Annotated in this window: 15 protein-coding genes and 2 pseudogenes; 11 read left to right on the plus strand and 6 right to left on the minus strand. The window is 65.3% G+C overall.

Annotated elements, in window-relative coordinates; genetic code table 11:
• Positions 1-347 precede the first annotated feature (347 nt).
• Together JT362_RS16220 and JT362_RS16225 are read right to left on the minus strand one after the other, a co-directional pair.
• On the minus strand, positions 348-3,656 hold the full coding sequence (locus JT362_RS16220; protein WP_260192031.1) for an NACHT domain-containing protein: 3,309 nt from the start codon (positions 3,654-3,656) through the stop codon (positions 348-350).
• Between the two features lie 515 nt (positions 3,657-4,171).
• The gene (locus JT362_RS16225; protein ID WP_260192032.1) at positions 4,172-5,179 is read right to left on the minus strand and encodes a TauD/TfdA family dioxygenase; all 1,008 of its coding nucleotides are present in this window, start codon (positions 5,177-5,179) and stop codon (positions 4,172-4,174) included.
• 116 nt (positions 5,180-5,295) lie between these two features.
• Here JT362_RS16225 and JT362_RS16230 point away from each other — a divergent pair, with 116 nt between their 5' ends.
• The 9 genes from JT362_RS16230 to JT362_RS35405 all read left to right on the plus strand — a co-directional run bounded on the left by JT362_RS16230 (position 5,296) and on the right by JT362_RS35405 (position 19,460).
• The gene (locus JT362_RS16230) at positions 5,296-7,002 is read left to right on the plus strand and encodes a helix-turn-helix domain-containing protein (RefSeq protein ID WP_260192033.1); all 1,707 of its coding nucleotides are present in this window, start codon (positions 5,296-5,298) and stop codon (positions 7,000-7,002) included.
• Between the two features lie 16 nt (positions 7,003-7,018).
• On the plus strand, positions 7,019-7,714 hold the full coding sequence (locus JT362_RS16235) for a phage terminase small subunit-related protein (RefSeq protein ID WP_260192034.1): 696 nt from the start codon (positions 7,019-7,021) through the stop codon (positions 7,712-7,714).
• 133 nt (positions 7,715-7,847) lie between these two features.
• On the plus strand, positions 7,848-9,503 hold the full coding sequence (locus JT362_RS16240; RefSeq protein ID WP_260192035.1) for a PD-(D/E)XK nuclease family protein: 1,656 nt from the start codon (positions 7,848-7,850) through the stop codon (positions 9,501-9,503).
• On the plus strand, positions 9,472-10,638 hold the full coding sequence (locus tag JT362_RS16245) for a pPIWI_RE_Y domain-containing protein (protein WP_260192036.1): 1,167 nt from the start codon (positions 9,472-9,474) through the stop codon (positions 10,636-10,638). The genes JT362_RS16240 and JT362_RS16245 overlap by 32 nt, the downstream gene beginning before the upstream one ends.
• A complete protein-coding gene (locus tag JT362_RS16250) occupies positions 10,631-14,110 on the plus strand; it encodes a pPIWI_RE_Z domain-containing protein (RefSeq protein WP_260192037.1) in 3,480 nt (1,159 codons plus the stop codon). The genes JT362_RS16245 and JT362_RS16250 overlap by 8 nt, the downstream gene beginning before the upstream one ends.
• 40 nt (positions 14,111-14,150) lie before the next feature.
• Positions 14,151-16,976: a pPIWI_RE module domain-containing protein gene (locus tag JT362_RS16255; RefSeq protein WP_260192038.1), complete on the plus strand. Its 2,826-nt coding sequence runs from the start codon at positions 14,151-14,153 to the stop codon at positions 16,974-16,976.
• Positions 16,977-17,117: 141 nt separating this feature from the next.
• Complete coding sequence (locus JT362_RS16260; protein WP_260192039.1) at positions 17,118-17,402, plus strand: transposase; 285 nt, start codon at positions 17,118-17,120, stop codon at positions 17,400-17,402.
• Between the two features lie 181 nt (positions 17,403-17,583).
• Positions 17,584-18,327: a DDE-type integrase/transposase/recombinase gene (locus tag JT362_RS16265; RefSeq protein WP_260192040.1), complete on the plus strand. Its 744-nt coding sequence runs from the start codon at positions 17,584-17,586 to the stop codon at positions 18,325-18,327.
• Positions 18,324-19,460, plus strand: coding sequence for an RHS repeat-associated core domain-containing protein (locus JT362_RS35405; protein WP_311202716.1), 1,137 nt, complete (start codon positions 18,324-18,326; stop codon positions 19,458-19,460). The genes JT362_RS16265 and JT362_RS35405 overlap by 4 nt, the downstream gene beginning before the upstream one ends.
• On the opposite strand, the gene JT362_RS16285 is transcribed toward JT362_RS35405, so the two are convergent.
• The gene (locus JT362_RS16285; RefSeq protein WP_446014132.1) at positions 19,461-20,753 is read right to left on the minus strand and encodes an IS256 family transposase; all 1,293 of its coding nucleotides are present in this window, start codon (positions 20,751-20,753) and stop codon (positions 19,461-19,463) included. It abuts the gene before it with no gap.
• Positions 20,754-21,811: 1,058 nt separating this feature from the next.
• Between JT362_RS16285 and JT362_RS16290 the strand changes: the two genes are divergently transcribed.
• A complete protein-coding gene (locus JT362_RS16290; protein ID WP_260192042.1) occupies positions 21,812-22,408 on the plus strand; it encodes an IS5 family transposase in 597 nt (198 codons plus the stop codon).
• A gap of 645 nt (positions 22,409-23,053) precedes the next feature.
• On the opposite strand, the pseudogene JT362_RS16295 reads toward JT362_RS16290, so the two are convergent.
• The 3 genes and pseudogenes from JT362_RS16295 to JT362_RS35620 all read right to left on the minus strand — a co-directional run.
• A pseudogene (locus JT362_RS16295) lies at positions 23,054-23,525 on the minus strand (arsenic resistance protein); the annotation flags it as partial.
• Positions 23,526-23,751: 226 nt separating this feature from the next.
• The gene (locus JT362_RS16300) at positions 23,752-23,976 is read right to left on the minus strand and encodes a bacteriocin immunity protein (RefSeq protein WP_260192043.1); all 225 of its coding nucleotides are present in this window, start codon (positions 23,974-23,976) and stop codon (positions 23,752-23,754) included.
• Positions 23,973-24,437 (minus strand): HNH endonuclease signature motif containing protein, encoded by a 465-nt coding sequence (locus JT362_RS35620; protein ID WP_375546505.1) that lies wholly within the window; start codon positions 24,435-24,437, stop codon positions 23,973-23,975. Before JT362_RS35620 ends, JT362_RS16300 begins: the two co-directional genes overlap by 4 nt.
• Before the next feature lie 37 nt (positions 24,438-24,474).
• Between JT362_RS35620 and JT362_RS16305 the strand changes: the two are divergent.
• A pseudogene (locus tag JT362_RS16305) lies at positions 24,475-25,358 on the plus strand (IS256 family transposase); the annotation flags it as partial.

Genomic DNA, 25,358 nt, shown 5'->3' on the forward strand with positions numbered 1-25,358 from the left:
TCGTGGAGCGGCAGGACCACGGCGAGCAACCGTCGGGGTCGCCATCCTCGTCGGTGTGGTGTGTCCCCCGCTGACCTGCGCGGATGTGCTCGTTGGCTGTTGTTGGTTGCCTTGGTCTGCCGATGTCATTCTGGGAAATTCTGGATCGGAGTGTTCTGCCCGAACGACATTTGCGCAGGTCAAGCTCACCCGCTGAGGAGACTCGACCGGCACGCCCGACATCCCGGGCGCCCCGCCAGCCGTCAGCACGACCCCCTGGGCCGGACCCGGTTCACGGACATGCAGTAACGGTGCGACAGCGTCCCTGTATCGACCCGACGCAACGTGACCTCACCAGCCGCAGCCAGTCACAGCTGGTCGGGTGTGTACATGCGATGGAGCGCGTCGGTCAACCCGCCCCGGATCGTTCCGGTCAGCTCGGGCGAGGCCAGCATGGCGGCGATTCGCGCGGCGAGGTGCTCGTCGGTGGGGAGACCGCCAATCCCGTAGGTGGCGGTCTCGCGCATTTCTCGGGAGTCGTGTCGGAGGAATCGGAGACACAACTCCCATGTGGCTGGGCGGTCCACACGTAGCCAGCCGAGCGCACGCATGCCGGTCGCCAATGCGCCGACGTTCTCCTCGGTCGGTTCGACGTCCAGGAACGCGGGCAGGGCCTCGACCAGCCCAGTCGCCGCGCGGCGGCGCCATTCGGGATTGGTGTGAGCGCACTGGACGAGCACCTCGATCGCCCCAGCGCGACGCGCGACGGACGGGTCGGAGACTGCGATCGTCTCGAGAAGCTCGATGGCGTCGTGGGTGAGCCCGGAAAGCCGAGCTGTCGCCGCGAGCACCCACGGCAGCGTCGGACGGGACGGGTCACGTGCCAGCACTGCCAAACGGGCGACCACCTCGGACGAACGGGTGGCGAAGTTGCTCAGATAGCCCTGAGCCCAGCCGCAGAGGATCGGCGATTCGTCCTCGAGAACGGTCAGCATCGCCTCAACCACGGCACTTTCACCGCCTCTGAGGCGAAACAGTGCGTAGGCCGGCCAGCTGCGATCAGCCGGTGGGATCCGCTGGTCGAGGAGCATGCGCAGCAGACGTTCTCGGACCTCAGCTGAGTTCTCGCCCAGCCAGCCAAGGCCGGTGGCCGCCGCTCTGCGCAGACGGTCGGAGCCTGCTTCGTCGTCCAGCCATGTCATGTACGTCGAGAGCACGCGGCCCCGACACGGACTATCCCGAGCGAGGAGACCGACGACCTCGGCTGCCGTGCACGGCAGCCGAGTCTCGACGCCGGATTCGAGATCACTGACACGCGCAGGGATCGTCCCGAGGATCGCCGCCACGTGGTCAGCCGTCGGCTGCAGGTCGACCCCGAGGTCGCGCACCGCCATCGCGGCCCGTTCGGCGGTTTCGCTGTCGGCCGACACGATGAGCTCGACGAGCGCGTCCTGTGCCGCCTGCACGTCACCGACGATGGCTGCGACGCAGTGCCGTTCGACCGGGGACGACCGGTCCGTCATGCTGGCCAGGCATCGACGCGACGTGGCCCGCATCGGCGTGTCCTGCCATGAACGCAGCACCCGGACCGCGGCCTGGGACACCAGGTGACCGACTTCCTGCCGGCTCCTCGTTCCGATGCTGAGAACCTCCGATGCGACGCGTACCGCCGGTTCGTCATCGATGACTGCCACCAGGGCAGGGCTCTCGCCGAGTGCCTCGCCGACGAGCAACAGGTCCCGGTGGAGCCACTCCTCGTGCGTGCTTCCCGCGTCCAGTACGTACTCGATGACCGCCCGTGCCCGCTTACCGCGTTGCATGCTCACTAGCAGGAGGTGCACGTTCCGCCACTCCGGCTCGTGGAGACCGTGTTCCGCCAGGTGCCGCACGACCTCGTCGACGCCCCGCTCGTAGATCGCGCAGGCTGCGAGGTGTTCCTGGACGGCGCGGTGGCAGAACGCGAAGTGACCTGGTCCGGATTCGACGAGCAGTCCGGTTCGGATCACCGCGTAGCGGAGCAGCTCTCGGGCCTGCCAACGCGCCAGGGACATGTCTGCGTGCTCGCCGAGCGCTTCCGTCAGCTCGTATTCCAGCGTCGCGGCCTCGACGATTGACCGGCTGCCGCATGCGGCCAACCCGGCGTGCACGCGGTACGCGACGATCTCGAGTGCCCGCCTGATCTCTCCGGGTTCCAGCCTACGCGGCCGCTCGACGGTCTCGATGCCGCGGTGGGCGTCCCAGTCGGCGAGCATCATCTCGACGGCGACGTCGTATAGCGCCTGTCGTTCCCTCGGCAGCCGGTCCACGGTGCCGCGCGCGACCACGATGCGGGCGACGATCGACAACAGCAATGGGGTCTCGACGAACGTCGAGAGCCGGGTGTCCTCGAGGACGCGCTTGGCGACCTCCTCCGCCCCCGAGCCCAGCACACCGGTCAGCACCGCACGCACCTGCCGTTCCGAGAACGGCGCCAGCTCATAGTGCGTGAAGCGCCGACCGAGCAGCCGGGGGTCGTACCCGACCATCCGCGAGCTGACCAGGACCGTGGCCGACTCGTATTTCTCCGCGAACAAGTCGATCTTGGTCAAGAGCTCGTTCCGCCTGCTCACCGTGGACGCTTCATCGACGCCGTCGACGAGCAGCATGCCCCGGCCCGACGCGAACAGCTCATCAAAAAAGCCATGGTCGAGGCCGAGGCCGAGCCACCGGCACGCGTCCCGTGCCAACTCGGCGGTGAGGCTGTCCTCGCCGGCAGGCGAAAGGTCCCGGACGCGGAGCAGCACGGGCACGCTCGCCGCATTGTCCGTCGAACCCGCCGCAGCATGGGCGCGAGTGATCATGCTGAACAGTGTCGTCTTGCCCGAGCCCGGGCCACCGACGACGACCAGCCGTTGCGGGCGCACGTCCCGCAGCAGGTCCTCGGCGCTGCGCCGGGCCCGGTCCTTCACCGCTCTCCGCAGGTGCTCCGCCACGTCTGCCGTGAGCCCGTCAGTGACCGGTGCGTCGACCTGGAAGGGCAACAGGTCCGGCACCACTGGCGCGGCTGCCTGGGCAGCGGGGTCACGCCCCGTGCCGACCGCGGGCCCGTCGGTCAGCAGCACCGCCTCGGCCCGGCGGAGCTGCGCCCGCGTGTATGTCTCGACCGTTACCCTGCCCGGCCGGAACGCAACCCTTGCGGCCCGGCGCCAGCCGGTGTGCCGCTCGACGTCTTCGATCAGCGCACCGAACTGCCAAGTCCACGTCCCGTGGCTCAGTACCCGAGCCTGCCTGTCGGCGAGGTCCGTGAGCGAGGCTGGCAGTGCTTCCTTAGGCGGTATCGTCACGCCGTCGAGCAGCACCGGGATCAGGAGGATGTCCGGGCTGCGGAGGGCGGTCTCGATCTCCTGCCGCACCCAGTCCGTCGGCGAGTCGACCCGCCGCCGGTTCCACTCGTCCGACGCGGTGAGCCATTCCGGTCCGATCAGAGCGAGGACGACCGGTGCGCCGACCAGCTCGTCGCGAAGCCGGGCCGGCCAGGTGGCGCCGCCGGGCATCGTGGTGTCGATGAACGCGGTGTGCGCACCGAACGCCGCATCAAGGTCGTGAGCCACCGCGCGGGCAGCACCGGCAGCGCTGTCACGCCGGTACGAGATGAAGATCCTGCCAGCCCTCGTCCGCTCCGGCCCAACAGAATCCACGACGCCGCCTTTCGAATCGCTCCGCAGCGCTTACCTCAAGCGTACCCCCGGCGCGACCGACATCCCGTCGTCACTGAATGCACGTGAGTCCCGCCGGTCGCGGCTCCTACCTCGACCACCGAACGGAACGCAGGGGCGAAGCTCTCGAACTGGAGGTATGGCTCCAGCACTGCAGAATCGCAGCGCGCGGTCCGACCCGCACTGACCCTTTTCCTCCTAACCTCAGGAAAAGTCACGAGACCTCCTGGTCGGCCCTGCTACTGCGATCACTGCGTAGAGCACTACGACAAAGATCGCCGCCGTTCTGCCCCTCCAACCGATGCCATGAGCCGGACCAAGTGGAAACGGCGACAGGCGGAATACCGCTCGCCGACCTCATACGAGACGGACGAAGCTCCACCTCGAAGGGCGGAACTCCAGGCTTGGAAATAGCGCCCAGTTCCCGCGTCGGTGAACTGGGGCTGCGCAACGTGGGGCGGCGGCCCGAAGGACGTTCGCCCCTGGTTGAGGAGCGCTCAACTGTACCTGGCATCTATTGTGCGGCCGTTGCTGGGCCGAGCGTACCGGGATTTCGTGAGGTCATTCGTGATGAATGCCCGGATCACGAACCGGTCCGAACCGTCGTAGCGAGGCCGGAACGGGGAGCGGCCGTGCACGGTTCGGTTGTTGTCCACGAGCAGCAGATCACCGGGTTTGAGCACATGTTTGTCACGGTACGCGCGGTAAACGTTGAGCACCGTCTCGAACGCCGCTTTCGCGGCCGGCGTGGTGCTGACCATAAGATCCTGGTCAAGGACGATGAACGGGTCGTCTGGCGCCCCCTGAAGGATCGGCATGGGGCCTCGGACCTCACCTGCCTCGAAATCGTGGCCACCGACACGGAACGACTCGTCCACGCCTGTCATCCACCTATCCCGCCAGAGTGTAGCGAGGTATTCTGCTGGCGTGAAGGCGCCGACCTGCCGTGCGGTGAGCGTGTAGGTCGTAGCCGACAGGTCGCCGCGCAGGCAAGCCATGCTGAGGTAGTCCGGGCGCAGGGCGCTGAAGGCCTGCTCAGTGTGCAACTCCAGTTCGGTCAACGAGCTCAGACTGGTCTGTGACTTGGCGGCCTGACGGGTGGGCACCATGTCCTGGAACAGCCTGCCGAAGCCCTCCGCCTCATAGGCGACGAGATGTCCGATCGTTTCGGAAATCATGGCCTGAGCACGAGCCAGCATCGTGGTTTCCCCGACGTGATAAGTATTGTCCACCGGTGTCGACGGCACCGGTCCCACGGCCAGGCCTTCGATCAACAACGTTCCCGTTGAACTGCCCGACCGTGCGAACAATTGCAGCGACTCCCGCACCCGCTCGGGGAGGTTCGCCCCAGCGCTCCGTGCCGCAGAGCAGAATGCCTCGGGGTCAGATTTCGGGTCCGGCTTCACGGCGATGGCAAGCTGGGTAATGTACTGGCGTTCCTCCGCCGTCAGACTCAGCTTGGGCCGAACCAGCGTCGGTGACGAATTTTCCACCATAGGCCGCATAACGTTACCTCCAGTCACCTACTAGAACACAGCCACAATGACCGATCAGGTTGCCGTCTGGCTTCGGTGTTGCATCGCTCCCGCCGCCATGCAACGACACGCGCTAACCTCGAGCCGTGCGCACCCAGATAGACGATCGCCGGTTTGGCAGCAGGGAGCGACTGGCATGGCTACTGCGAACGAATCGACTCCACGGCCAGCAGGAGGAATTCCGTCGACTGCGGCAGTTCGCCGAGAGTTTTCCGGACGGAGCACGGGTAAGTTCGATCAGCACAAGTCAAGTAAGCAGGTGGGAAACCGGCCACACCCTGCCGACGGCCAGCGTGCTCACCCGCTATGAGGAAGTTCTTGGCTTGCCCGCTTCGATGCTGACCACGGCTACAGACGCGATCTTCCGCTACGCGGGTTCACGGCTGGGCGCGCCAGTGCTACTGCGGTCCGCCCCCAGCCACGATGACGAACTCCAGAACCAGCTAGACGCATTGATCGACCCGGTGATGACCGGTGGAGTGATGGACGGCGCGGCATGGGATGAGCTTTCGTACCTCCTGATCACCCATCCCTCAATATTCCTGCCCAGCCGCGTGTGGACCGGTCTCGCCGAACGACTCCTGTCCGAGATGGTGATCGCCGAGGGCATCCCGTGGTTTCAGCGGTTCGAGGCTCTCAGCCGCCTGATCGGCCACCCCCTGGGCCAACACGCGACGATCGCTAGCTGCGGCGCAATGGTGAACGACAGCAGCAACCAGGTGTTCATGGATCCACTGTCGCTGCTCGACGGAAGCAGACACCGCGACGCTAACCGGCACGTCACGGACCAACTGACGGCCCCGACGAACGACCAGGCGTTGCGTGGCGCGTTACTGGCGAGCGTACGCAAGGTACGGGACCACCACTTCACTGAGAAGGACCTGACGGCGCTTTACGACGTGCTTATCCAGCATGTCTCCGACACAGACGGACACGTCAGCGCACGCCCGCTCGCAATCGAGGTTCTTCGACTACTACCCAATGATTCAACACCGCAAAGGAGCCGATCCCTCGATCGCGCACTTCGGAACGACGCAGTGCTCCGACAGGTACTAGACACCGGACGAGTCGTCCACGCCGCCGCTACAGCGGCGACCGTGTCCCGGATATGCGCACCAGCACTAGCCGCACAGCCAGATAGCTCCGGGACCGACGTCGAAGCCGGACTACGCACGCTCGTAGACGAGATGCTGCACAGCCCTGTGAGCGATGTCCGATTGCTCGCCGCGCAAACCCTAGCAGCAACACCGTTGCGCTATCTCGTTGCCGACGGACTGATCACCGAGATACGCAGCCGAGTCACCTCCACATCTCCGATACTCGCCGTCGCGATTCTGGGAGCCCTCCCATTCCTAGCTAGACAAGAGCATCGCAATTTAGTAGAACAACTCGCCGTCTGCCACCCACTACCGTCCGAGATCACCAACGGTGCCATCTGGGCACTGGCACACCTACCAGGACAAAGCACCGAATGCCTACTGGCGCCAAGCCCTGTCGACGCACCTCTCGACCTGGACCCGAACCCGAGCCGCCCTGGCAGCACGGACCCTGCGCGGCCTGGTGTACGCGTTAGGTGTTTACGCCAAAGACGATCTACTGCGAGCCATACACAACGACACACGGTTCCCTCAAGGAACCCGGGCCGCGATCCAATGGTGGCTGAGCATTCCAAAGGACATCCGAGCGAGCGCTCAGCAGTGACCGGGTGGTCACACTCCGCCAACCCTGCGTTGAGCATTTCACCAACCGCAGCGACCTCGACGTCAACGCCTGCGACCCCGACCTTCAGGTGATCATCCTTACCAGCCCATGAAGCGATTGCGCCACCCCAACCGCGACCCGCTCAATCGTCGGCAGCGCAACTGGAACACCCCCTGCGCAACATCTGAGGGAACCAAACCGGTCGCCGAGGTGGCGAAGGATCTGGGGATCAGCGAGTCCCGCCTGCGGAACTGGATGTCACAGGCCGTCGCCGACGAGAACGGCGGCAGTGCGGTTCGGTTGACGAGCACGGAGAAGAAGGGACCCGCCGAGCTGCGGCGGAGGAACTGGCAACTGCAGTACGAGGAAACGAGGCGACACAGGGCCGGGATCGGGGATCAGCACACCACCAGCATCAAGAAACCACAGCGATCCACAGCTGACCGACACGCCTACCGCACGCGCCGCCACAGCGCCTCGGTGGCCCTGCCGGATCAGCTCGAAGTACCGCTTCTTGACCGAACCAGGCATCTTGTTCGGAGCATAACGAGGCATCCAGCCATCCCATCGATGAGCCGTTCGCAACCACCGATGGAACTCAAGGCGTCCAAGTGGGCCGATTTAGCCAAGTACGCGCTCACACACCCTGTCGACCTGCGTCGAGTTGTAGCCGTCATCCGAGACGCGGGCGGAACCATGCGCTCACTTGATCTCACTCAGACAGATATCAGCGAGAGGCTAGCGGTAGCGGCAGATAGGGCAGGGCTCGAAGCCTTGTTTGAGGAGCGAGGCACGAACTATTGAGGACGTCCTACCAAGCGATGACCGGTGATAGCTCCCTGGCCAGAGCGCGACTCCGATGTAGTGATTTCCTGATATGATCTAACGTCATGATCTTTGTTGACAGTGCTCGTCTTGCGCCCGCGCTGAGGCGTGAGTGAGCACGCAGCAGAACGACGCGCTCCCAACGATTGATCTTGTTCGCGTAGGCGCTGGCGCGGCACGTGACGGTGACGCTACCTGCCCGTCGTCGCTGCGCTGGAAGACACGGCCGATGTCTCGTGCGGTTGGCCGTTTTCCGAAGGAGCAGTTAGATGACTTTGTCCTGCGTCCTGTGATGGCGGCGTTGGACCGAGTCGAGTTTGGCGGCGAGGTTCCTGACGAAGCGTTCTCGATCATCCAGGGTGATGGCGGTCCGGTGCATCCTGGGGTGAATCGTTTTGCTGAGCACGCGGTGCAGGTCTACCTCACCGCCATGCCTTCGCTGGGCCCCGTGCCGTTGCGGCCGGTGCGTGAGTTGTGGGTCGCGCAGCGGGTTCTGCCGTCGGTGGTGTGGGAGTTGTATGCGTGGGGGCGCCGGTACGAGTCGGTGGATGGCGGGTTACGTGAGTTTCGGTTCCTTCGGCTCGGCCCGGCCCGCGAGCGTAGCCCGGCGGAGGTCGCGATCGCGGCATACGCCGCCGCGTTCGGAACTCCCGCGGAGTTCCCTGATCCTTGGTCGGAACCGTTCCGTCCGTTTGGGCGCACCGGTGCAGAGCGGGTTCGGGTTCTGGAGGTTGGGTTGGTCGACGGATCGGTTAAGCCGCTCCTCGACTGCACCGCGAAGGAGGTCGAGGAGTACTTCGCGGAGCGCGGGCGTGCTCGGGTCGTGGATATCGCGCGGGGTGAGGATCTGGTTCCCGGCTTCGGGTGCGGGGACTGCAAGCGGGTAGCCGTGTGCCGGGGACCTGTTCGAATGCCCGGGTTGTTGGGTGTTGAGTCCGGGCAGGGCGCGTTGCGGACGGTGTCGGTTAGTGGGCTTCGTTACTACCGGAAGTGTCCCGCGCAGGCGTACTTGCGCACGGTTCACCTGCCACGCGCCTACGAGTACAGCGCCGAGGCAGAGCTGGGCCACGCCGTGCATGGCTGGCTCGAGACGGCACACCAGGGCCAGGGAAACGCATGTAGCCCTGACACGATGCCGCCTGTCACGGTGCCGGTGGCCGACGCGGCATGGTCCGCGGGGAAGTGGCGGGTCACGGGTGAGTTCGCGAACGTCGGCGCGCGGATGCTCGCGTACCATGTCGAAATTTGCCCCTTTCGCGATGCTCCCGAGATTGATTCGGTCCGGGTCGAGCCGCAGCTCACTTTCTTCGACACGGTCGCTCGTGCGGTTGTGGTCGCGAAGCCCGACCTGATCTACCGGGAGCGCGGGCAGTGGGTGTGGCGTGAGCTCAAGACCACCCAGAAGGCGAGGTGGTACTACACAGATCCGTTGGAGGGGTTTCCGCAGCTCGCCCTCGCGGTGGCGGTGCTCGCCGCAGGCGGGCTCGGTCCTGGTGGCGCCGGCCGAGTCGAGTTGGAGATCTTGCGGCCGTCCGGGGCGGAGATCGTGGTGATCGACCCCACTGAGGAGGAGCGGGTGCAGACCGCGCGGCGTGTGCTGCGCGAGTGGGCTGCTCCGTGGCGCTCGGATCACGTCTTCGAGGCGCGCCCTGGCCGAAATTGTCGGGGGTGTCCTGTATCTGTGTGGTGCCCGAGCTATCCCGGGCCTGACCCCGACGAGAAGGAAGACGAGACCAGTGCCGCTTCACGGACAGCAACCGAGGGGTGACCTCTTCTTCGACGGCGAGAACCTGCTGCACATGGTGGCCAGCGCCGTCGTTCGGCTATCGCAGCAGTCGGGCCCGCAGGATCCGGTCTACGACTCGACAGTGCAGAACACCTACAACCAGCTCGTGTTGTTGTGCTTACGGAAGGGCCAGACGCCTCCTGGGAGCGTGCCGGCGATGGTGCGGTGGGCGACGGAGCGGCCGATCGGTGAGTGGCCGTGGGTGTTGCCGAACGACTTCGACGGCGGCGCGGCCTTCCTGGTTGACGCCCTGACACGCACCCCGACGCAGCAGTGCTGGGAGTGGCGGGTCGCGGCAAGGGACGTCGCCGCCGAACAGGTCGAGAACCAGCTCATGGGTGAGGCGATCGCCCAGTGTCGCGCGGCGAAGGCGCCTGAGTCCTACACGGCCTTCCGCAGGCTGCTGATCCGCCAGCCGGTGCTCACCGACGCTGAGCGCGCCGGGTTGGCCGACGATCTGGACCTGGAGCTGCTGCACGATGTGATCAAACGCTGCTACGAGCCCGCGCCAGCCTCGTACCTGCGCAAGGGCGTGTACACGGTGTGCGCGCGGTGTGGGTGTCTGTTGGTGCCGATTGGCCAGGACCGCTACGTGTGCGAGCTGGACCGGTGCCGCCGGGACCAGCATGCCAAGGTCGGGCGGACGGTCCCGGCGCGGCAGGGCGGCGGGATGTACCAGCTCAACCGCGCGATGCGGATGTTCATCACCGGCCCCGGTCTCGCCGAGACCGATCTCGAGACCGCGTTGATCGACCGAGGACTTCGGCCGGAGATGTGGCCCAACTTCGACGCCTACGACCTGCGGATCACGCTGCCGCAGGGCCAGGTGTGGGCGGTGGATGTGAAAGACCGGGCCAACCCGGCGCTGCTGGGCCGCGGCGCGCTGCCGCTGCGACCGGACCCACCGTATGACAAGGGGTTTCTAGTCGCGCCACAGTATCGGTTCGACGAGCGCGAGGACTACGGGCGGGTGTATGCCCACCACCGACGTGACGATCTGGCAGGCGTTGTGGACCTGATCTCCGACGTCGACCTGCTGGCCCGGGTGGACAGGGAACTCGCGCGCCGCCGACCAGCCAAGAAGACCGCGACGACGGGGGTGGCGGCCGATGCGTGAGCGCAGTGGATGGCACGCCCAGTTGCTGGGCCAGCTCACCCCCGTCTGGCCAGCAACCCTGGGAGAGTTCCGGCCGGGGCAGCTGCTGGACGTCGAACTCGGCCTCTATCTGCTCGGGTCCGTAATGCCGAACCACTCAGCGCAGGATGCCTGGACGCTGTTCGGTGGCTACCCGTACAGCGAGGTGTTCGGCGTGAACGGAGCCGACACACCGCTTCGAGTGATGCGGGCTCGGCACTACCTGTGGGACATGCGACGCCGCCGGGAGTGGGGCCGTGCCGTCGAGGCATACCTGGAGGTTCCCGAGGAACTGCGCGGCTACACCCTCGCTGGTGTGGACAGCGTGCCGGTGCCACGGCAGCCCAGCCGCGCGGCGAACCGGTTCGAGGTCTACGAGACGCTGCTGACCACGCCGCCGGCCTTCGCCCGGCAGACGCTGCCGCTGGCGGGACCGGGCGAGTACGAGTTCTCTGTTCGTGACCGTCGCTACTCGGTCACGTTTCCGCCCGAGCTGCTCGCGAACATCCCGGCGCTGGTCGGGCACGACCTCGCCGTGCTGCCGCCCAGGCGCGGTGAGGTTGTGGAGGTCGACTGGGAGCAGTTGGAGGACGCCGCGGCCAAGATGGACGCAATCGAGCTGAACCTGCCCGGCAAGCCCAACGAATGGGTCCGCCGCCTGGGGCGTGTGAAGCTACTGCTCCGCGACGACGCCCGCGGCGAGTTCGCTGAATCCAGGAGGCTGCGGGTCGACCGGCTGATGAACCTGGTCGGCATGGTCGGGGCGGGGAAGTCGACCCTGCGCGACATCCTCGCCTTCTGGGCCGCCACCGAGACCGATCGTCGCATCACGATCGTCGTCGGTGACGTGGCCGAAACCCTCGCGATCGTCGACCAGTTCACCCGCCTCGGGGTCAGCGCGGCCCCCGTCCTGGGGCACTCGACGCGGGAACGCAACCTCGAACGGTTGCATCGGCGTATGGCCTCAGCCGGGGCGGAAACCATGCTCGGCCACGACCACCCGAGCTTCGACTACCTCAGCAGCGCATGCCCGCTCGACGCCCTGCGGGGGCTGGACGCGAGCAAGCCCCTGCGGATCGGCGAAGCGCCCTGCACCGCGCTGTATGAGGTCTCGCGCCCCGAGCCCGACTCCGACGACCTCCTCCCCACCAAGAGCACGAGCGCTGGCGGGTCGGCTCGCTCCCAACGGCGGAAGCGACACGGGTGCCCGTTGTGGACGGTGTGCCCTCGCCATCACGGTGCCCGCAGCCTCGTCGACGCGCAGATCTGGGTGGCTACACCGGCGAGCCTCGTCCACAGCGGAGTTCCGCCGACACTCCAGACCGAACGTCTCCGCCACCTGGAGCTGGCGTGCCGCCTGAGCGACCTGGTGATCGTCGATGAGGCCGACCGGGTGCAGATGCAGCTCGACCGCGCGTTCGCTCCCGCCACCACCCTGGCGGGACGGTCTCCGAACTCGTGGCTGGACGAAGTCGCCGGGCACAAGGTGGCCGAGCTGGCCCGTCGAGGACGGCTGCAGCTATCCGCCCAGGTAGTCGATGACTGGACCAGCGCCGTCGACACCGTGTCGACCGCGACCGACCGACTCTATGCCCTGCTTGTCGGCACCCCACCTCTCGCTAAGTGGATCACCGCCGACTACTTCAGTGCGATGACACTGCACCAATGGCTGATCCGATCTTGGTTTCCCGACATCGTCAGTCGTGACGAGGACGCGGCCACCGACAACACCACAGACGAGGCCCCAGGCGACACCGACGCTACTGCGGCGGGTGCGGGAGCAGCGGAGCGTGAGCCACGGCAGGCGCGCATGGTCTACGTCGAGGCCGTGCTTGACCAGTTCCGCGACGACCCGCTCGAGGAACGCGCCCCGCGAGGCGACAACGATCGCGTGACCTCCACGGCGAACGCGCTGGTGCACCTGACCCTGCAGTTGCTCCACGCGCACCGCGACTCGGCGGTCCGCCGGCGTCTGCGGGAGGTGCTACTCGACCTCGTGGACCACGATCCCCGCATCGCCGACGATCTGGAAACCCATGCCCAACGGTTCGAGCTGACCCTGATCCTGGCGGCCTTGCATCACCGGTTGGACCGGATGACGATCCTGTGGCCGGGGGTGGAAGCCGCGCTGAACCTGGAGGCGACGTCGAACGTGCTTTCGCGGCGCCCGCCCAAGGACTACGAGCCGGTGATCCCGGAATCGCCCATGGGCAACGTGCTCGGGTTCCAGTTCCAGCTCGGGGAACGAACCAGTGACGGCGACCAGAGCGGCGAGCTGCGGTTCTTCCGCTGCAGCGGTGTAGGCCGGGAACTGCTTCTGGGTCTGCCCAACCTGCCGGCCGTGGACGACCGACCTGGCCCGCACGTGCTGCTCATGTCGGCCACCAGCTGGGCGGGCACGTCCACCCGCTATCACGTCCACGGCCCGGTCGACGCCGTCCTGCGGCCACACGACGACGAGGTCGCCGCGATCCTGAACACCACGCTACGTACGCACTTCCTCTACTGGCCCGGCACCTCGCCACCGAAGCCACTGCGGCTGTCGGGCAGCGGCCCGGACGATCGGGAGAAAGTTCTGGAGCAGATGCTCAACCAGCTCGCGATCCCCGATCGCAGCCTCGGGGACGCGCCGAGCATGCTGGACGCGGAACTCGCCGACATCGACGACCCTGACCGGCGACGGATCCTGCTGCTCGTCGGCAGCTACGCCGAGGCCAAGCACGCCGCGCGCCATCTGGACAACATCCCGGAATGGAGCGGTCGGGTCACTCAGCTCGTGTCCGACGACGCCGATCTCGACAACAGCTGGATGGTGCTTCGCCGCGGCGAGCTGACCAAGTTTCCCGACCTCGGCAGCGAGATCCTCGTCGCACCGCTGCTTGCGGTGGAACGCGGTCACAACATCGTCCTGCCCGGCGGCAAGGCCGCTATCGGCAGCGTCTACTTCCTCGCCCGGCCCCACCCGAGGCCCGACGACATCGCGCTGGCAATCCACGCGATCAACGACTGGGCGGTACGCCAGATCCGCGACCCCGCCCGCACCTTCCACGCCACCGCCCGCGCGGCCGGCAGCCCGGACCAAGCGGCACTAGCTTTCCGACGGACAGCCCGCCGAGAGTGGAACCGATTCCTCACCCGGCAGATGGCGTGGAGCAGCCTCACCCCGACCGAGAAGATCAGCTTTACCTGGGATCAGCTGGTGGTGATGTGGCAGGTCATCGGCCGGCTGGTCCGTGGCGGCGTGGACGCCAGAGTGGTCTGTGTCGACGCGGCCTTCGCCCCCCGCCAGGCCGGCTTCGAGGCAGTCGATACCCCCGAAACCAGCCTGCTGGCCAGCATGCGCGCTGTCCTCGAGCCCTACTTCGTCGACGACCCGGCCACCACCCCGCTCGACCGCTCGCTCGTACACGCCCTCTACGAACCCCTCTACCAGGCCCTCGCCGACCTCGACTGACCACCTGCACACGACCTGAACTGGACACGACTGGACCACCATGGCCTTCGACGAACTGCAACCCGCCGCGTTCATCCCCGACGCCACCACCGGCCCGTTCCACGCCGACCTGTACACCCTGGCCTTCCCCGCAGCGTGGCGGGAACCTGTACTCGACCTCTACCGGTCCGGACAGTCTGAGGCAAAACGGGGTCGCATCAAGGAGGTGCCGATCAGAAAGCTGAACTCCCTGATCCGCACCGTCGCTCCGGACTTGGTCACCGTGGACGCCAACGCGTCGTTCGACCCCGCGAAGCCCTGGCTGTACAGCCGCACCGAATACCCGACCCACCTGCTTGCCCGGCTCGTGCACGCCTGGCTCCGCAGCTTGGCACCCAGCCTTGAGGCGTTCCAGCGGTTCCGCGAAACCGCACGCACACTCGACGTGAACTCGCTGAGCTGGCAACTAGAGACGGTCGACCTGCTCGAACACGACCTCTCCCCCGGCGGCACCTGCATGCCCACCGAGCGGCTCTACCGTGTCCTGCCAGAAATCCTCGCTGACCGCATCGCCGCACAACCCCCGTACGAGTTTTGCGGCGAACGTGTCCGGTTCCACCGAGTCGCCGTCGATGCCCGCGCCAGAGGCGCCGAGTTGATGTCCTGGCCGCCGTTGAAGCACCGCACCAAGGTCAAGGACAAGGAGGCGCAGAAGCGCTACGGCACGGAGCGCACCTGGTACTACTCAGCGGTCATCACCGTGTCGCTGCGCACCGTCCCGTTCTCCCCCATCCCACGGATCTACCTCAGCAGCCGCATCCGACGATGGGTCTCCGGCCCAGTATCGATGACCGGGACACGGCGAGTATCCGCCTACCTGCTCACCGGTGACCCCTTTATCACCGACGTCGACCACCCCACTATCGATGACGGTGAGCGCCCCGGTGCCTCCCGCGACGAGCAGGCCGGCCGGTTCGCGGTCGCGCAGTTCGCGTGGAACCCGCGCACCCGCCAGATCGAGTGGAGGCAGGGCGGACCCGAGGGCATGCTCGCCCGCGTCGGCGCGATCGACAACCTCCCCGCCGCTGACGTGTTCGCCAAAGAACCCGACACCTGGATTGACGGCCGAGACGACGTCGAAGGCGCCGCCAGCTACCACACGATGATGGGCTGGCACGGCGTCGGCGCCGGGCTCATGCCCGCTGAACGACGCCGCCTGACCGAATGGGCCGGCGCAGCACTCGCCCCCGAGTTCGTGCCAGCACCCCCGCTGGCACGCAGCACAATCTCCCAGAACCCGTCAACACATCTCACGCCGAAAGTCGCCGTCCCCAAGAAGAACGCCACCGAAGAGCAAATCGCCAACGTCGTCGCCAAGAACGAGCTCATCGACCTCGACAACGCCATCCGTCGGCGTGAGTTCACCGCGTTCGCCCTCGATGGACGGGACCTCACCGCAGTCCTGCTCTACCAGTCCACCCACATGCGCGACCAGCTCATCACCGCAGCCGAAGCAAGTCTCGCGCTCGCCAACTACCGAGACGCCACAGGCCCAGACCTGTGGGGCTGGGCAGCACCCGATCTGCGCGTGCGCATCCACGCCCGCGAACTCGGCGCGCTGGGAGCCCCTCTCGGCAGCGCGGAACGGCCGCCGAAGAAGGGCAAAGAGCACGTCAACGCGATCGGCGAACGCCGCACTGCCGTCGCCGCCAGAATGCGCGATCTCGCCGCCGACCTCGGGGAGACCACCGTCATCACCTTCGTCGAACTCGACGGCCGCGACAAGTTCAAGCCGCGAACCACTGACCCCAAGTTCGCCATCCGGCTCGGATGCGCCGACGTAGACATGGTCAGCCAATTCTTCACCCCCGCCGAACAGAACCCCGACGACGATGACGACGATTCGCAGTTCCGCGTTTCCGCAGCGTGGGCGGACGGACTACGACAGTTGGGGATGCGCCTTGTTCCCCAGCACACGCTGACCGAAAAAATCCCCGACAACCTGAACCAGCTGGCGTTTTGGATCGTCAAACGACAGGTCACCGGAGACACCGAACGAGCACAGTTCACCCCGGTTGCCGTACTCATCCGACCCGGCCAAAAATGCATCCTCGGTCGCACGTCCGACATGACGGAATGGGTCCCCTACCCGCAACTCCTGGTCGCACTCACCGGTCAAGTGCGCCCGGAAGATCTTTCTACCGCTGAACAACAAACCAAGGCCGTAGCCGCCTTCGTTCAAAACATCCTCTACACCATGCGCGGGACGCCCACGCTCGTCGTCACCCATGCACAGAACACTCGCAACCGGTGGCCCTGGCTGAAGAACCCCGGCCTCCTCCCCGACCGCATCCAACTCGGCAACGGTCCAGCCCAACGGATCAAGATGTTTGGGCAGAACCTGCGGATCGCCCGTGTCGCCACCAACGATCGTGACGAAACACCACAATGGTGGGCACCAAAAAACAAGGAATCCGGCGGGATCAGCAAAGGCTTGTGGAAACCAGATGGCAATTACAGCAATCGCGTCTTCTACAGCACAAGCAGCAAGCCAGGCACTCACACACTCTCCGTGGAATCAACGAAACTCACGCACCGGATAAACTCGAAAAACCAAGAGGAAATCCGTCCCGGAAAGAATGCCTGGAACCCAGAGCTACTAGAAATCACGATGCTTGGGTTCTCCGACGATATCGAAGCTGAATATGGGGCCATGTTCCTACACCAGCAACGCCTCGCCGAGGACTACCGCGACGCACTCGCGCTCCCACTCATCCAACACGTCGCCGAACTCACATCCCAATACGGCCTACCCCACGACGACGAACCCGACGAACCCCTCGACGGACCAGACGGTGAGGCCGACACAGCCACCGAAGTCGAGTAGAAGCCACGTCCGTCAGCCTGGCCTACACGACGGATCGATCACGCTCGGTGTGGACAGCTCACCTGACCGGGTCCCTTGAGAGTGGTCCGTCTGTTGTGAGAGTCCGATGCCCGATGATGGGCGTAGGAGGACTCAAGGACGATGACCCAGCGACGTCGGCGGCACACGCCAGAGCGGATCATCCGCAAGCTGCGTGAGGGCGAGAAGCTACTCGGGCAGGGCAGTGAGTTGCCCGAGGTGCTCAAGCATCTGGAGATCACCGAGGCGACCTGGTACCGGTGGCGTAACCAGTACGGGGGCATGAAGAGCGAGGACGCGAAGCGGCTCAAGGAGTTGGAGCGGGAGAACGCCCGGTTGAAGAAGATGGTGGCCGAGCAGGCGTTGGACATCGACATGCTCAAGGAGTTGAACCGGGGAAACTGGTGAGCCCGGCCCGGCGGCGCCGCGCTGTGCAGGTGTTGCAGCAGCGGTTCAGGGTCTCGCAGCGCCGGGCGTGCGCGGTGGTCGGCCAGCATCGCTCCACCCAACGGCGCCGGCCTCGCCGGCCGGGCACCGTCGAGTCGATGCTGCGGGCACGGCTGCGGGAGATCGCCCAGGCTCGCCCACGGTGGGGCTGGCGCAAGGCCTACTGGGTGCTACGCAGCGAAGGTCACCTGGTGAATCGCAAGCGGATCCGCCGTTACTGGCCGAGGAAGGCCTCAAGCGGCCGGCCAGAACCCGCAAGAGGCAGCGTATCGGTCCACGTCGGGGTGATCGACTGGTCGCCAGTCGGTCGGATGAGGTGTGGGCATTGGACTTCCAGGTCGACGTCACCGCCGATGGTCGGCAGATCCGGTTCTGCAACGTCGTGGACGAGTTCACTCGCGAAGCCCTGGCGACCGCGGCCGCCCGGTCGTTCACCGCCGATGACACCACCGTTCTGCTGGACAAGATCGTCGCCGAGACCGACCGCAGACCCGTGAACCTGCGGATGGACAACGGGCCCGAACTCACCGCGGGCAACCTCACCACCGTGACTCCGCCTGCCCCCATGAGCCAGACCCGGTTCACCTATGACTCGCTGTCGCGAGTCACCAGCGTCACCGACGGCAACGGGCAGCGCATCGACTACGCATACGACCGCCTCGACCGGATCGTGGCGATCAGCGAGCACAACGGCCCGGTCCTGCAAACCATGGACTACGACGGCACCGGCGCGATGACCGATCGCGCGCACGGCGGGGTGATCACCGAGTTCACCCTCGACACCTACCCCACCGCCCACAGATCACCTCAGCGACCCGCACCGCGGCCGGATCGACCGAGACAGTGTCCTACACCTACGACAACACCGGTAACCTCAAGACCATGACCGACCCGGCCGGGACGGCGGCCTACACCTACGACGCGGCCAACCGACTCACCGCCCTGGCCGACCCGTTCGGGCAGACCACCACGTTCGGCTACGACAACGCCGACCGCCGCACCAGCACCACGTTCCCCGGTGCGGGCAGCCAGACCAACACCTACGACAACTCCGGCCGTCTCACGGGCCTATCGGTCAAGAACACCGCAGGCACCGAACTCTACAAGGCCACCTACAGCTTCACCTCGAGCGGCGCTGACCGCGACAAGATCCAGGCCCGCACGGTCAACGGCACCACCACCAACTACAGCTACGACGCCCTGGGCCACCTGTCCCAGGCCGGCGCGCGGAACTACACCGTTGACAACGCCGACAACATCACCAACAACGGTGGCGCCGCCCAAACCATCAACGCAGCCGACCAGCTCACCGCCTACCCGGGCAGCACCGTCACCTTCGACGACGCCGGCAATACCGAGACCATCACCGACCCCAGCGGCACCTCGACCTGGAGCTACACCCCCACCAACCAGCTCACCACCGCCATACTCGGCGCAACCACCCAGGTCAGCGCCGACTATGACACCACTGACCAAACCCAGGTCCGCCGACTCACCGAAACCCATGCCGGAATCACCACCGAACACGTGTTCACTCACACCGCGCTCGGGATCTCCAGCATCAAGGTCAACGGGACCCGCACCAGCGTCGCCCGCGACCCCGACGGCCAACTGGTCACTCAGAAAGCTGGGAACACCCGGCACAACCTGATTACTGACCACCAGGGCACCGTCGTCGCGGCCCTCACCACCACCGGCACACTCGCCACCACCCCCGCCTATACCCCCTACGGACGGCCCACCACCAGCACAACATCGGTAAGCCCCTTCGGCTACCACGGCGGTTACACTCTCAACAACAGCCTCATCATCTTCGGCTACCGCTACTACAACCCTGGCATGGCCCGCTTCTCCGCGCCAGACCCCACCCGCCAAGAACGCAACAACTACGCCTACGCCAAATCCGACCCCATCAATATGTCTGACCCCTCGGGAGCGGACTCGTGTAGTCATGTCGCAAACGCGATTGGCATCGGATATAGGGGTCTATCCCATGATCGGTGTGTCCGGCGTTGTTGATCAGTAGGTTTCGGCTCCCGGCCAGCGGTCACCGAACGTGATGGCGAAGGCGTTGAGTACTGGCTTCCAGCGCATCGTCCACTTGGTGCGGCCTGTTCCGGTCGGGTCGAGACTGCGGGTCACAAGATACAGGCACTTCATCGCTGCCTGTTCGGTCGGGAAGTGCCCGCGTGCGCGGATCGCCCGCCGGTAGCGGGCGTTCAAGGATTCGATTGCGTTGGTGGAGCAGATCATCCGGCGGATCTCGATGTCGTAGTCGAGGAACGGGATGAATTCTTCCCAGGCGTTGCGCCAGAGTCGGATCATCGCCGCGTATTTTCTCCTCCATTTCTCGTCGAGTTCGTCCAGTGCCGCTAGTGCGGATTCTGGGTTGGGTGCGGTGTAGATGGGTTTGATGTCCCGTTTCACCGCGTCCCAGTCCTGACGGGCGACCAGCCGGAACGTGTTCCGGATGAGGTGAACGACGCAGGTTTGCACGATTGCTCGCGGCCATACGTTCGTCACGACGTCGGGGAGACCTTTCAGGCCGTCGCAGACGAGGAAGAACACGTCGGCGACGCCGCGGTTCTTCAGGTCGACCAGCACGCTCATCCAGAACTTCGCACCCTCGCCGCCGGTGCCCATCCACAGGCCCAGGACGTCCTTGCGACCGTCCACGGTGACCCCGATGGCTGCGTAGACGGGTCGGTTGGCGACCTGGCCGTCACGGACCTTGACGTGGATCGCGTCGATGAACACCGCCGCGTACACGGCTTCCAATGGTCGATTGGCCCAGTCGTTCATCTCGGCGACGACCTTGTCGGTGATCCGTGAGATCGTCTCCTTGCTGACCGACGCACCGTAGATCTCGGCGAAATGCGCCGAGATCTCCCCGGTTGTCATCCCTTTCGCATACAACGACAGCACGATCTCATCCACATCGCCGAGCCGCCGCTGCCGCTTTTTCACGATCTGCGGCTCGAACGTGCTCTCCCGATCCCGCGGCACGCTGATCTCGACCTCGCCCGCGGCATCCGAAATGACAGTCTTCGACCGGCTACCGTTTCGCACATTCGCCGACTCGCGCTCGGGCTCGGCCCGGTTCTTCTCATGCCCGAGATGCTCGGTCATCTCCTCGTTGAGCGCGGTCTCCAGCACGTTCTTGGTAAACAGCTTCAACAGGCCGTCCGGGCCGGTCAACGCCAACCCCCGCGCCTTGGCCTCGGCCACCATCGCCGCCGCAGCGGCCTGCTCCGGCGACAGCTCTCGCCCCGGCTTCTCACTCTTGCGTGGACTCACAAGGTCCGATGTCATCACTCACAGTGCCCATCCCGCCGGACCTTCGGCCGGCGTGTCGGGCCGGACACACCGATCTTGGAACAGTCCCGGATATAGTGCGGTCTCCGGGCATATTGGCTGGCTTTTTAGATTCGGCCTTGGGTACGTCTACGCAATAGCCGCTGCAGGCGGCGCCCTGGCCAGCTATTTGACGCTCGCTTGCGAGCAAGAGCCGCGCACAGTTGGGGAGCAAGCCGAAGCGCAGTATGGAGTGTATCGCTAGCATGGAGGGTAAAAGTCGATGGATTATCGCCGTCACGATGATCGCTCTGGCTCTCACGTTGGCCTTATCGATCCTGTTGGATTGGCAGCCTCTTATCACGGCAGCAGTCTCGGGTGTAATACTCATATTTCAAGGTAGTGTTATAAGCATACTTAAGCGAAAAGAAAACAAATAATTTCTACACGTCGGGGGATCGACCGGAATACTGGAGGGCGTGGTCGCGACCAGGGGTTCGGTGGCGTCGCAAGTGCACGGGCTTGAGGCGATCGGCGCCGTGCGCGGAGGACCACCGCGTGGCCGGATGGAACGCGAGCGTGTCGTTCGATCCGTCGGTCCAGCAGAGGGTCCGGGTTTGCCGTGGTGGGAGGTCGTGGAGCCGTCGGGCCTCGGCCCTGCGAGTGTTCCTGGGCGGCGAGCCCGTGCCGCTGCGATGTGGCACGAGCTCGGTTCGGGGCACGTGGTGGCATTCAACCTCTACGGACCCACCGAGTGCACGGTGGACTCAACTGCGGCGCTGATCGAGGCGCCGAGTCCGAGCCGCACATCGGCAGGGGACTTGCCCTGGCTTCGAGGTTCACGTTTTGGACGACCGCCTGGCCGAGGTGCCGGTCGGCGTGACCGGCGAGATCTACCCCTCCGGTCCCCAGGTCACGCGCGTGTGCGTCAACCGCCGACGCTTAGGGCCTGTTTCAATGCGCTGACCAGTAGATGCTTGTGATCAGGGCTGCAGGCACGGCGTGTCGTACGGCAGATAGACGAGGTCTCCGGTAGATCGATCAACGACCAAGCTGATCAAGTAACCGGAGACCTCGTGGCCAGCGTAGCGGCGACGGGGCGAGCTGACCTGACCGACGCGCAGTGGGCGATCCTGGAACCGCTGCTGCCTGTCGGTAAGAAGCCAGGCCGCCCACCGAAATGGACCAAACGGCAACTTCTCGACGGTATCCGCTGGCGAGTCCGTGTCGGCTCGCCTTGGCGTGATGTCCCACCTGACTACGGCTGCTGGCAGACGATCTACGGCCTGTTCCGGCGCTGGCAACGAGCCGGTGTGTGGGCGGTGATCCTGGCGGCCCTGCAATCCCGGGCCGATGCTGCCGGGCTGATCACCTGGGACGTGAGTGTGGATTCCACGATCAACCGGGCGCATCAGCACGCCGCTGGTGCACGCAGCCACAGCGAACGACAGAAACAGCCACCGGGCGGCGTCGGCGAGCCCGAACCGGCAGACCACGCGTTAGGCCGGTCGCGGGGTGGCTGGACCACCAAGCTGCACCTGGCCACCGAACAAGGCCAGAAGCCGCTGTCAACGGGCCGAACTGATGTCCTGGTATCCCCACCTGCGGGCCACACTGGATCAGCGATCACTGGAGCCCGCCACCAGGGCGATCTCCATTTGATCTCCATTTGATCACTGAGGCCCCGCCCCAGTGATCCGGGACAGGGCCTCTGACCTGCGCAAACAGGTGGTGGGCGATACTGGGATTGAACCAGTGACCCCTACCGTGTCAACGTAGATCAACAAGTGCGCTGACCTGCATAAACGTGACTCTGGCAGGTCAGCGCACGTCAGTTCGGAGCGGCTCAGCGCAGTGCACCGCCGTTCGACGCGCTGTCTGGCTCCCAGCTTGCTCCCACCACCCGCTCCCATGCGCTTCTCGGGAGCCGAGCATGTGCGGAGCCTTCGACACCCCAACGGCTTGAGAATACGGCGACGTGCGTGCCCCTGACTCAGCCAGCAGGCGATGCCCACCGCCGACACGAGCGCACCGTGCGCCTCCCGCGGCGGCGACCCGGAGGTCACGACGCGACACAGCCGGCCGACCTGGAGCTGGCCGTGCACCACCACGGCACATAACCCAGCATGACCGACAGCCGTGCGCAATACTTCTACAGGCCGGAACTCATCAGGCCAGCTCTTCTTCCGGGATTCGACCGCTCAGACCCGGCCAGGCTTCGCGCTGGTCAAGCTCTTCCGCGCCCCTGCACCATCCGAGATCCCTGGTTCATCCGGGACCGTGGACCGATGTTTGCGTGCAGGAGCTTGTTTAGCCTTCTAATTGGTCCAGTGTCGGCGGAGTCGCAGGCTGACGTAAACCAGCACGACCAGGACGGGGACCTCGATGAGGGGCCGACGACGCCGGCGAGTGCTTGGCCGGGAGGTGACACCGAAGACACCGATCCGTGACGGCGATGGCGAGTTCGAAGTTTGTTGCCGGCGGCGGTGAACGCGAGGGTGGGTGGTGGTGCGTGGGTAGTAACTCAGCCCGGCCGCGCAGCCGAGGGCGTAGGATCGGGGCCACGTGATCGCGAAGTAGGCGAGCAGCGGCAGCGCGATCCGGGCGACGTCCAGCGGCTGGGAGGGTGATGGTCTCGCCCTACAGAGCGAACAGCCCTTACAACGCGATCGGCCTGATTCGCGGCAGGAACCGCTCCTCGTACCAGGTGCGGCCGCGAACGCGCTCGCCGAGCCGGCAGGAGAGGTAGCCGGCGGCGAGCGGAATGCCGAGGAAGATCACCGGATCACGCAGTTTCACAGACTTACAAACGCACGCAGCGGAGAAAGTCGTCGATGGGATCAACGGACGCCATATTCTTGGGGCGACCGAAGACACCCGCGAGCGTCCGCACCGCCGATCGCGTGCTCAATCCGTTACTCCGAAAGATCCCGATACTCAGTACCGTGGCATCACGCAGGGGCATGTCGATGCTGAACCCGGCCGCCACATCACCGCAATGCCTGGTGCCGGCGGTTCACAAATCTATCGGTTTGTAGGCGAGCGCACGGTCAACTACTTCCTCCGGCGTAGGCTCATGATCGAACTCCTCCTGCCAATAATAAATAAGGTCCGAAGCGCGCGGATGTGGAACGCTCGCAGAAAACTCAGACATATCATTGTCTAGATCAACATCGCTTTGATATTCACCGGCAATGAGTTTTGCGGCGAGCCCGACAAGATGCTCTCGATCCACCGTCATCTTCCTCCTCCGTAATGATATGAACCGGAGAGTATCTCTGCATGATACCTCGGCCTGACCACTACTATGTTATCTAGATCGAAGTGCGCGCCGCCACGAGACCTGGGCGTGATGTGATGCAGCTCATACCACATCCGTCCGCCATACTGCTGACTGCCATGAACGAAAGGCGCTTTTCCTCGCTTCATGAGCCGCAGATTGCTTGCACTGAACCCGCTTGCTAGTGCCGGGTCTGCTGCCACGGCTTCCCAGAACGCACCACGAAACTCCTTCCAACTTCCAAAGACTCTACCGTCAAGCGCCGTTTTAACCGAATCCGGAACACGTGCCGCGTTCCCATGCGTTCCACGTAGCCAAGCTTTGGTCGCAGTGGCGCCGCCAACACCTTTCCCAAATACCTTGCCGGCGAGCGCGCCGAGACCTTTGGGACTGTTCCAAGATCGGTGTTTCCGGCCCGACACGCCGGGCTGAGGTCCGGCGGGATGGGCACTGTGAGTGATGACATCGGACCTTGTGAGTCCACGCAAGAGTGACCGGAAGCCGGCGCGGGAGCTGTCGCCGGAGCAGGCCGCCGCGGCGGCGATGGTGGCCGAGGCCAAGGCTCGAGGGCTGGCGTTGACCGGCCCGGACGGCCTGCTGAAGCTCTTCACCAAGAACGTGCTGGAAACCGCGCTCAACGAAGAGATGACCGAACATCTCGGCCACGAGAAGAATCAGGCCGAGTCCGAGCGTGAGTCGACGAATGTGCGGAACGGCAGCCGGTCGAAAACTGTCGTTTCGGATGCTGCGGGCGAGGTCGAGATCCACGTGCCGCGGGATCGGGAGAGCACGTTTGAGCCGCAGATCGTGAAGAAGAGGCAGCGGCGGCTCACGGATGTGGACGAGATCGTGCTGTCGTTGTATGCGAAAGGGATGACTACCGGCGATATCTCCGCGCATTTCGCTGAGATCTACGGAGCCTCGGTCAGCAAGGAGACCGTGTCGCGGATCACCGACAAAGTCGTCGCCGAGATGAACGAATGGGCCAACCGGCCATTGGATGCCGTGTACGCGGCGGTGTTCATCGACGCGATCGTGGTGAAGGTCCGTGACGGCCAGGTCGCCAACCGACCCGTCTACGCCGCCATCGGCGTGACCGTCGACGGCCGCAAGGACGTGCTGGGGCTATGGATGGGCACCGGCGGCGAGGGCGCCAAGTTCTGGATGAGCGTGCTGGTCGACTTGAAGAACCGTGGTGTCCGAGACGTGTTCTTCCTCGTCTGCGACGGCCTCAAAGGGCTCCCCGAGGGTCGTGGTGAACGTATGGCCGCAAAGCGTCGTCCAAACCTGCATCGTTCACCTGATCCGGAACACGTTCCGGTTGGTCGCCCGTCAGGATTGGG

This window comes from Actinophytocola gossypii (genome assembly GCF_025165815.1).
Lineage (GTDB): Bacteria > Actinomycetota > Actinomycetes > Mycobacteriales > Pseudonocardiaceae > Actinophytocola > Actinophytocola gossypii.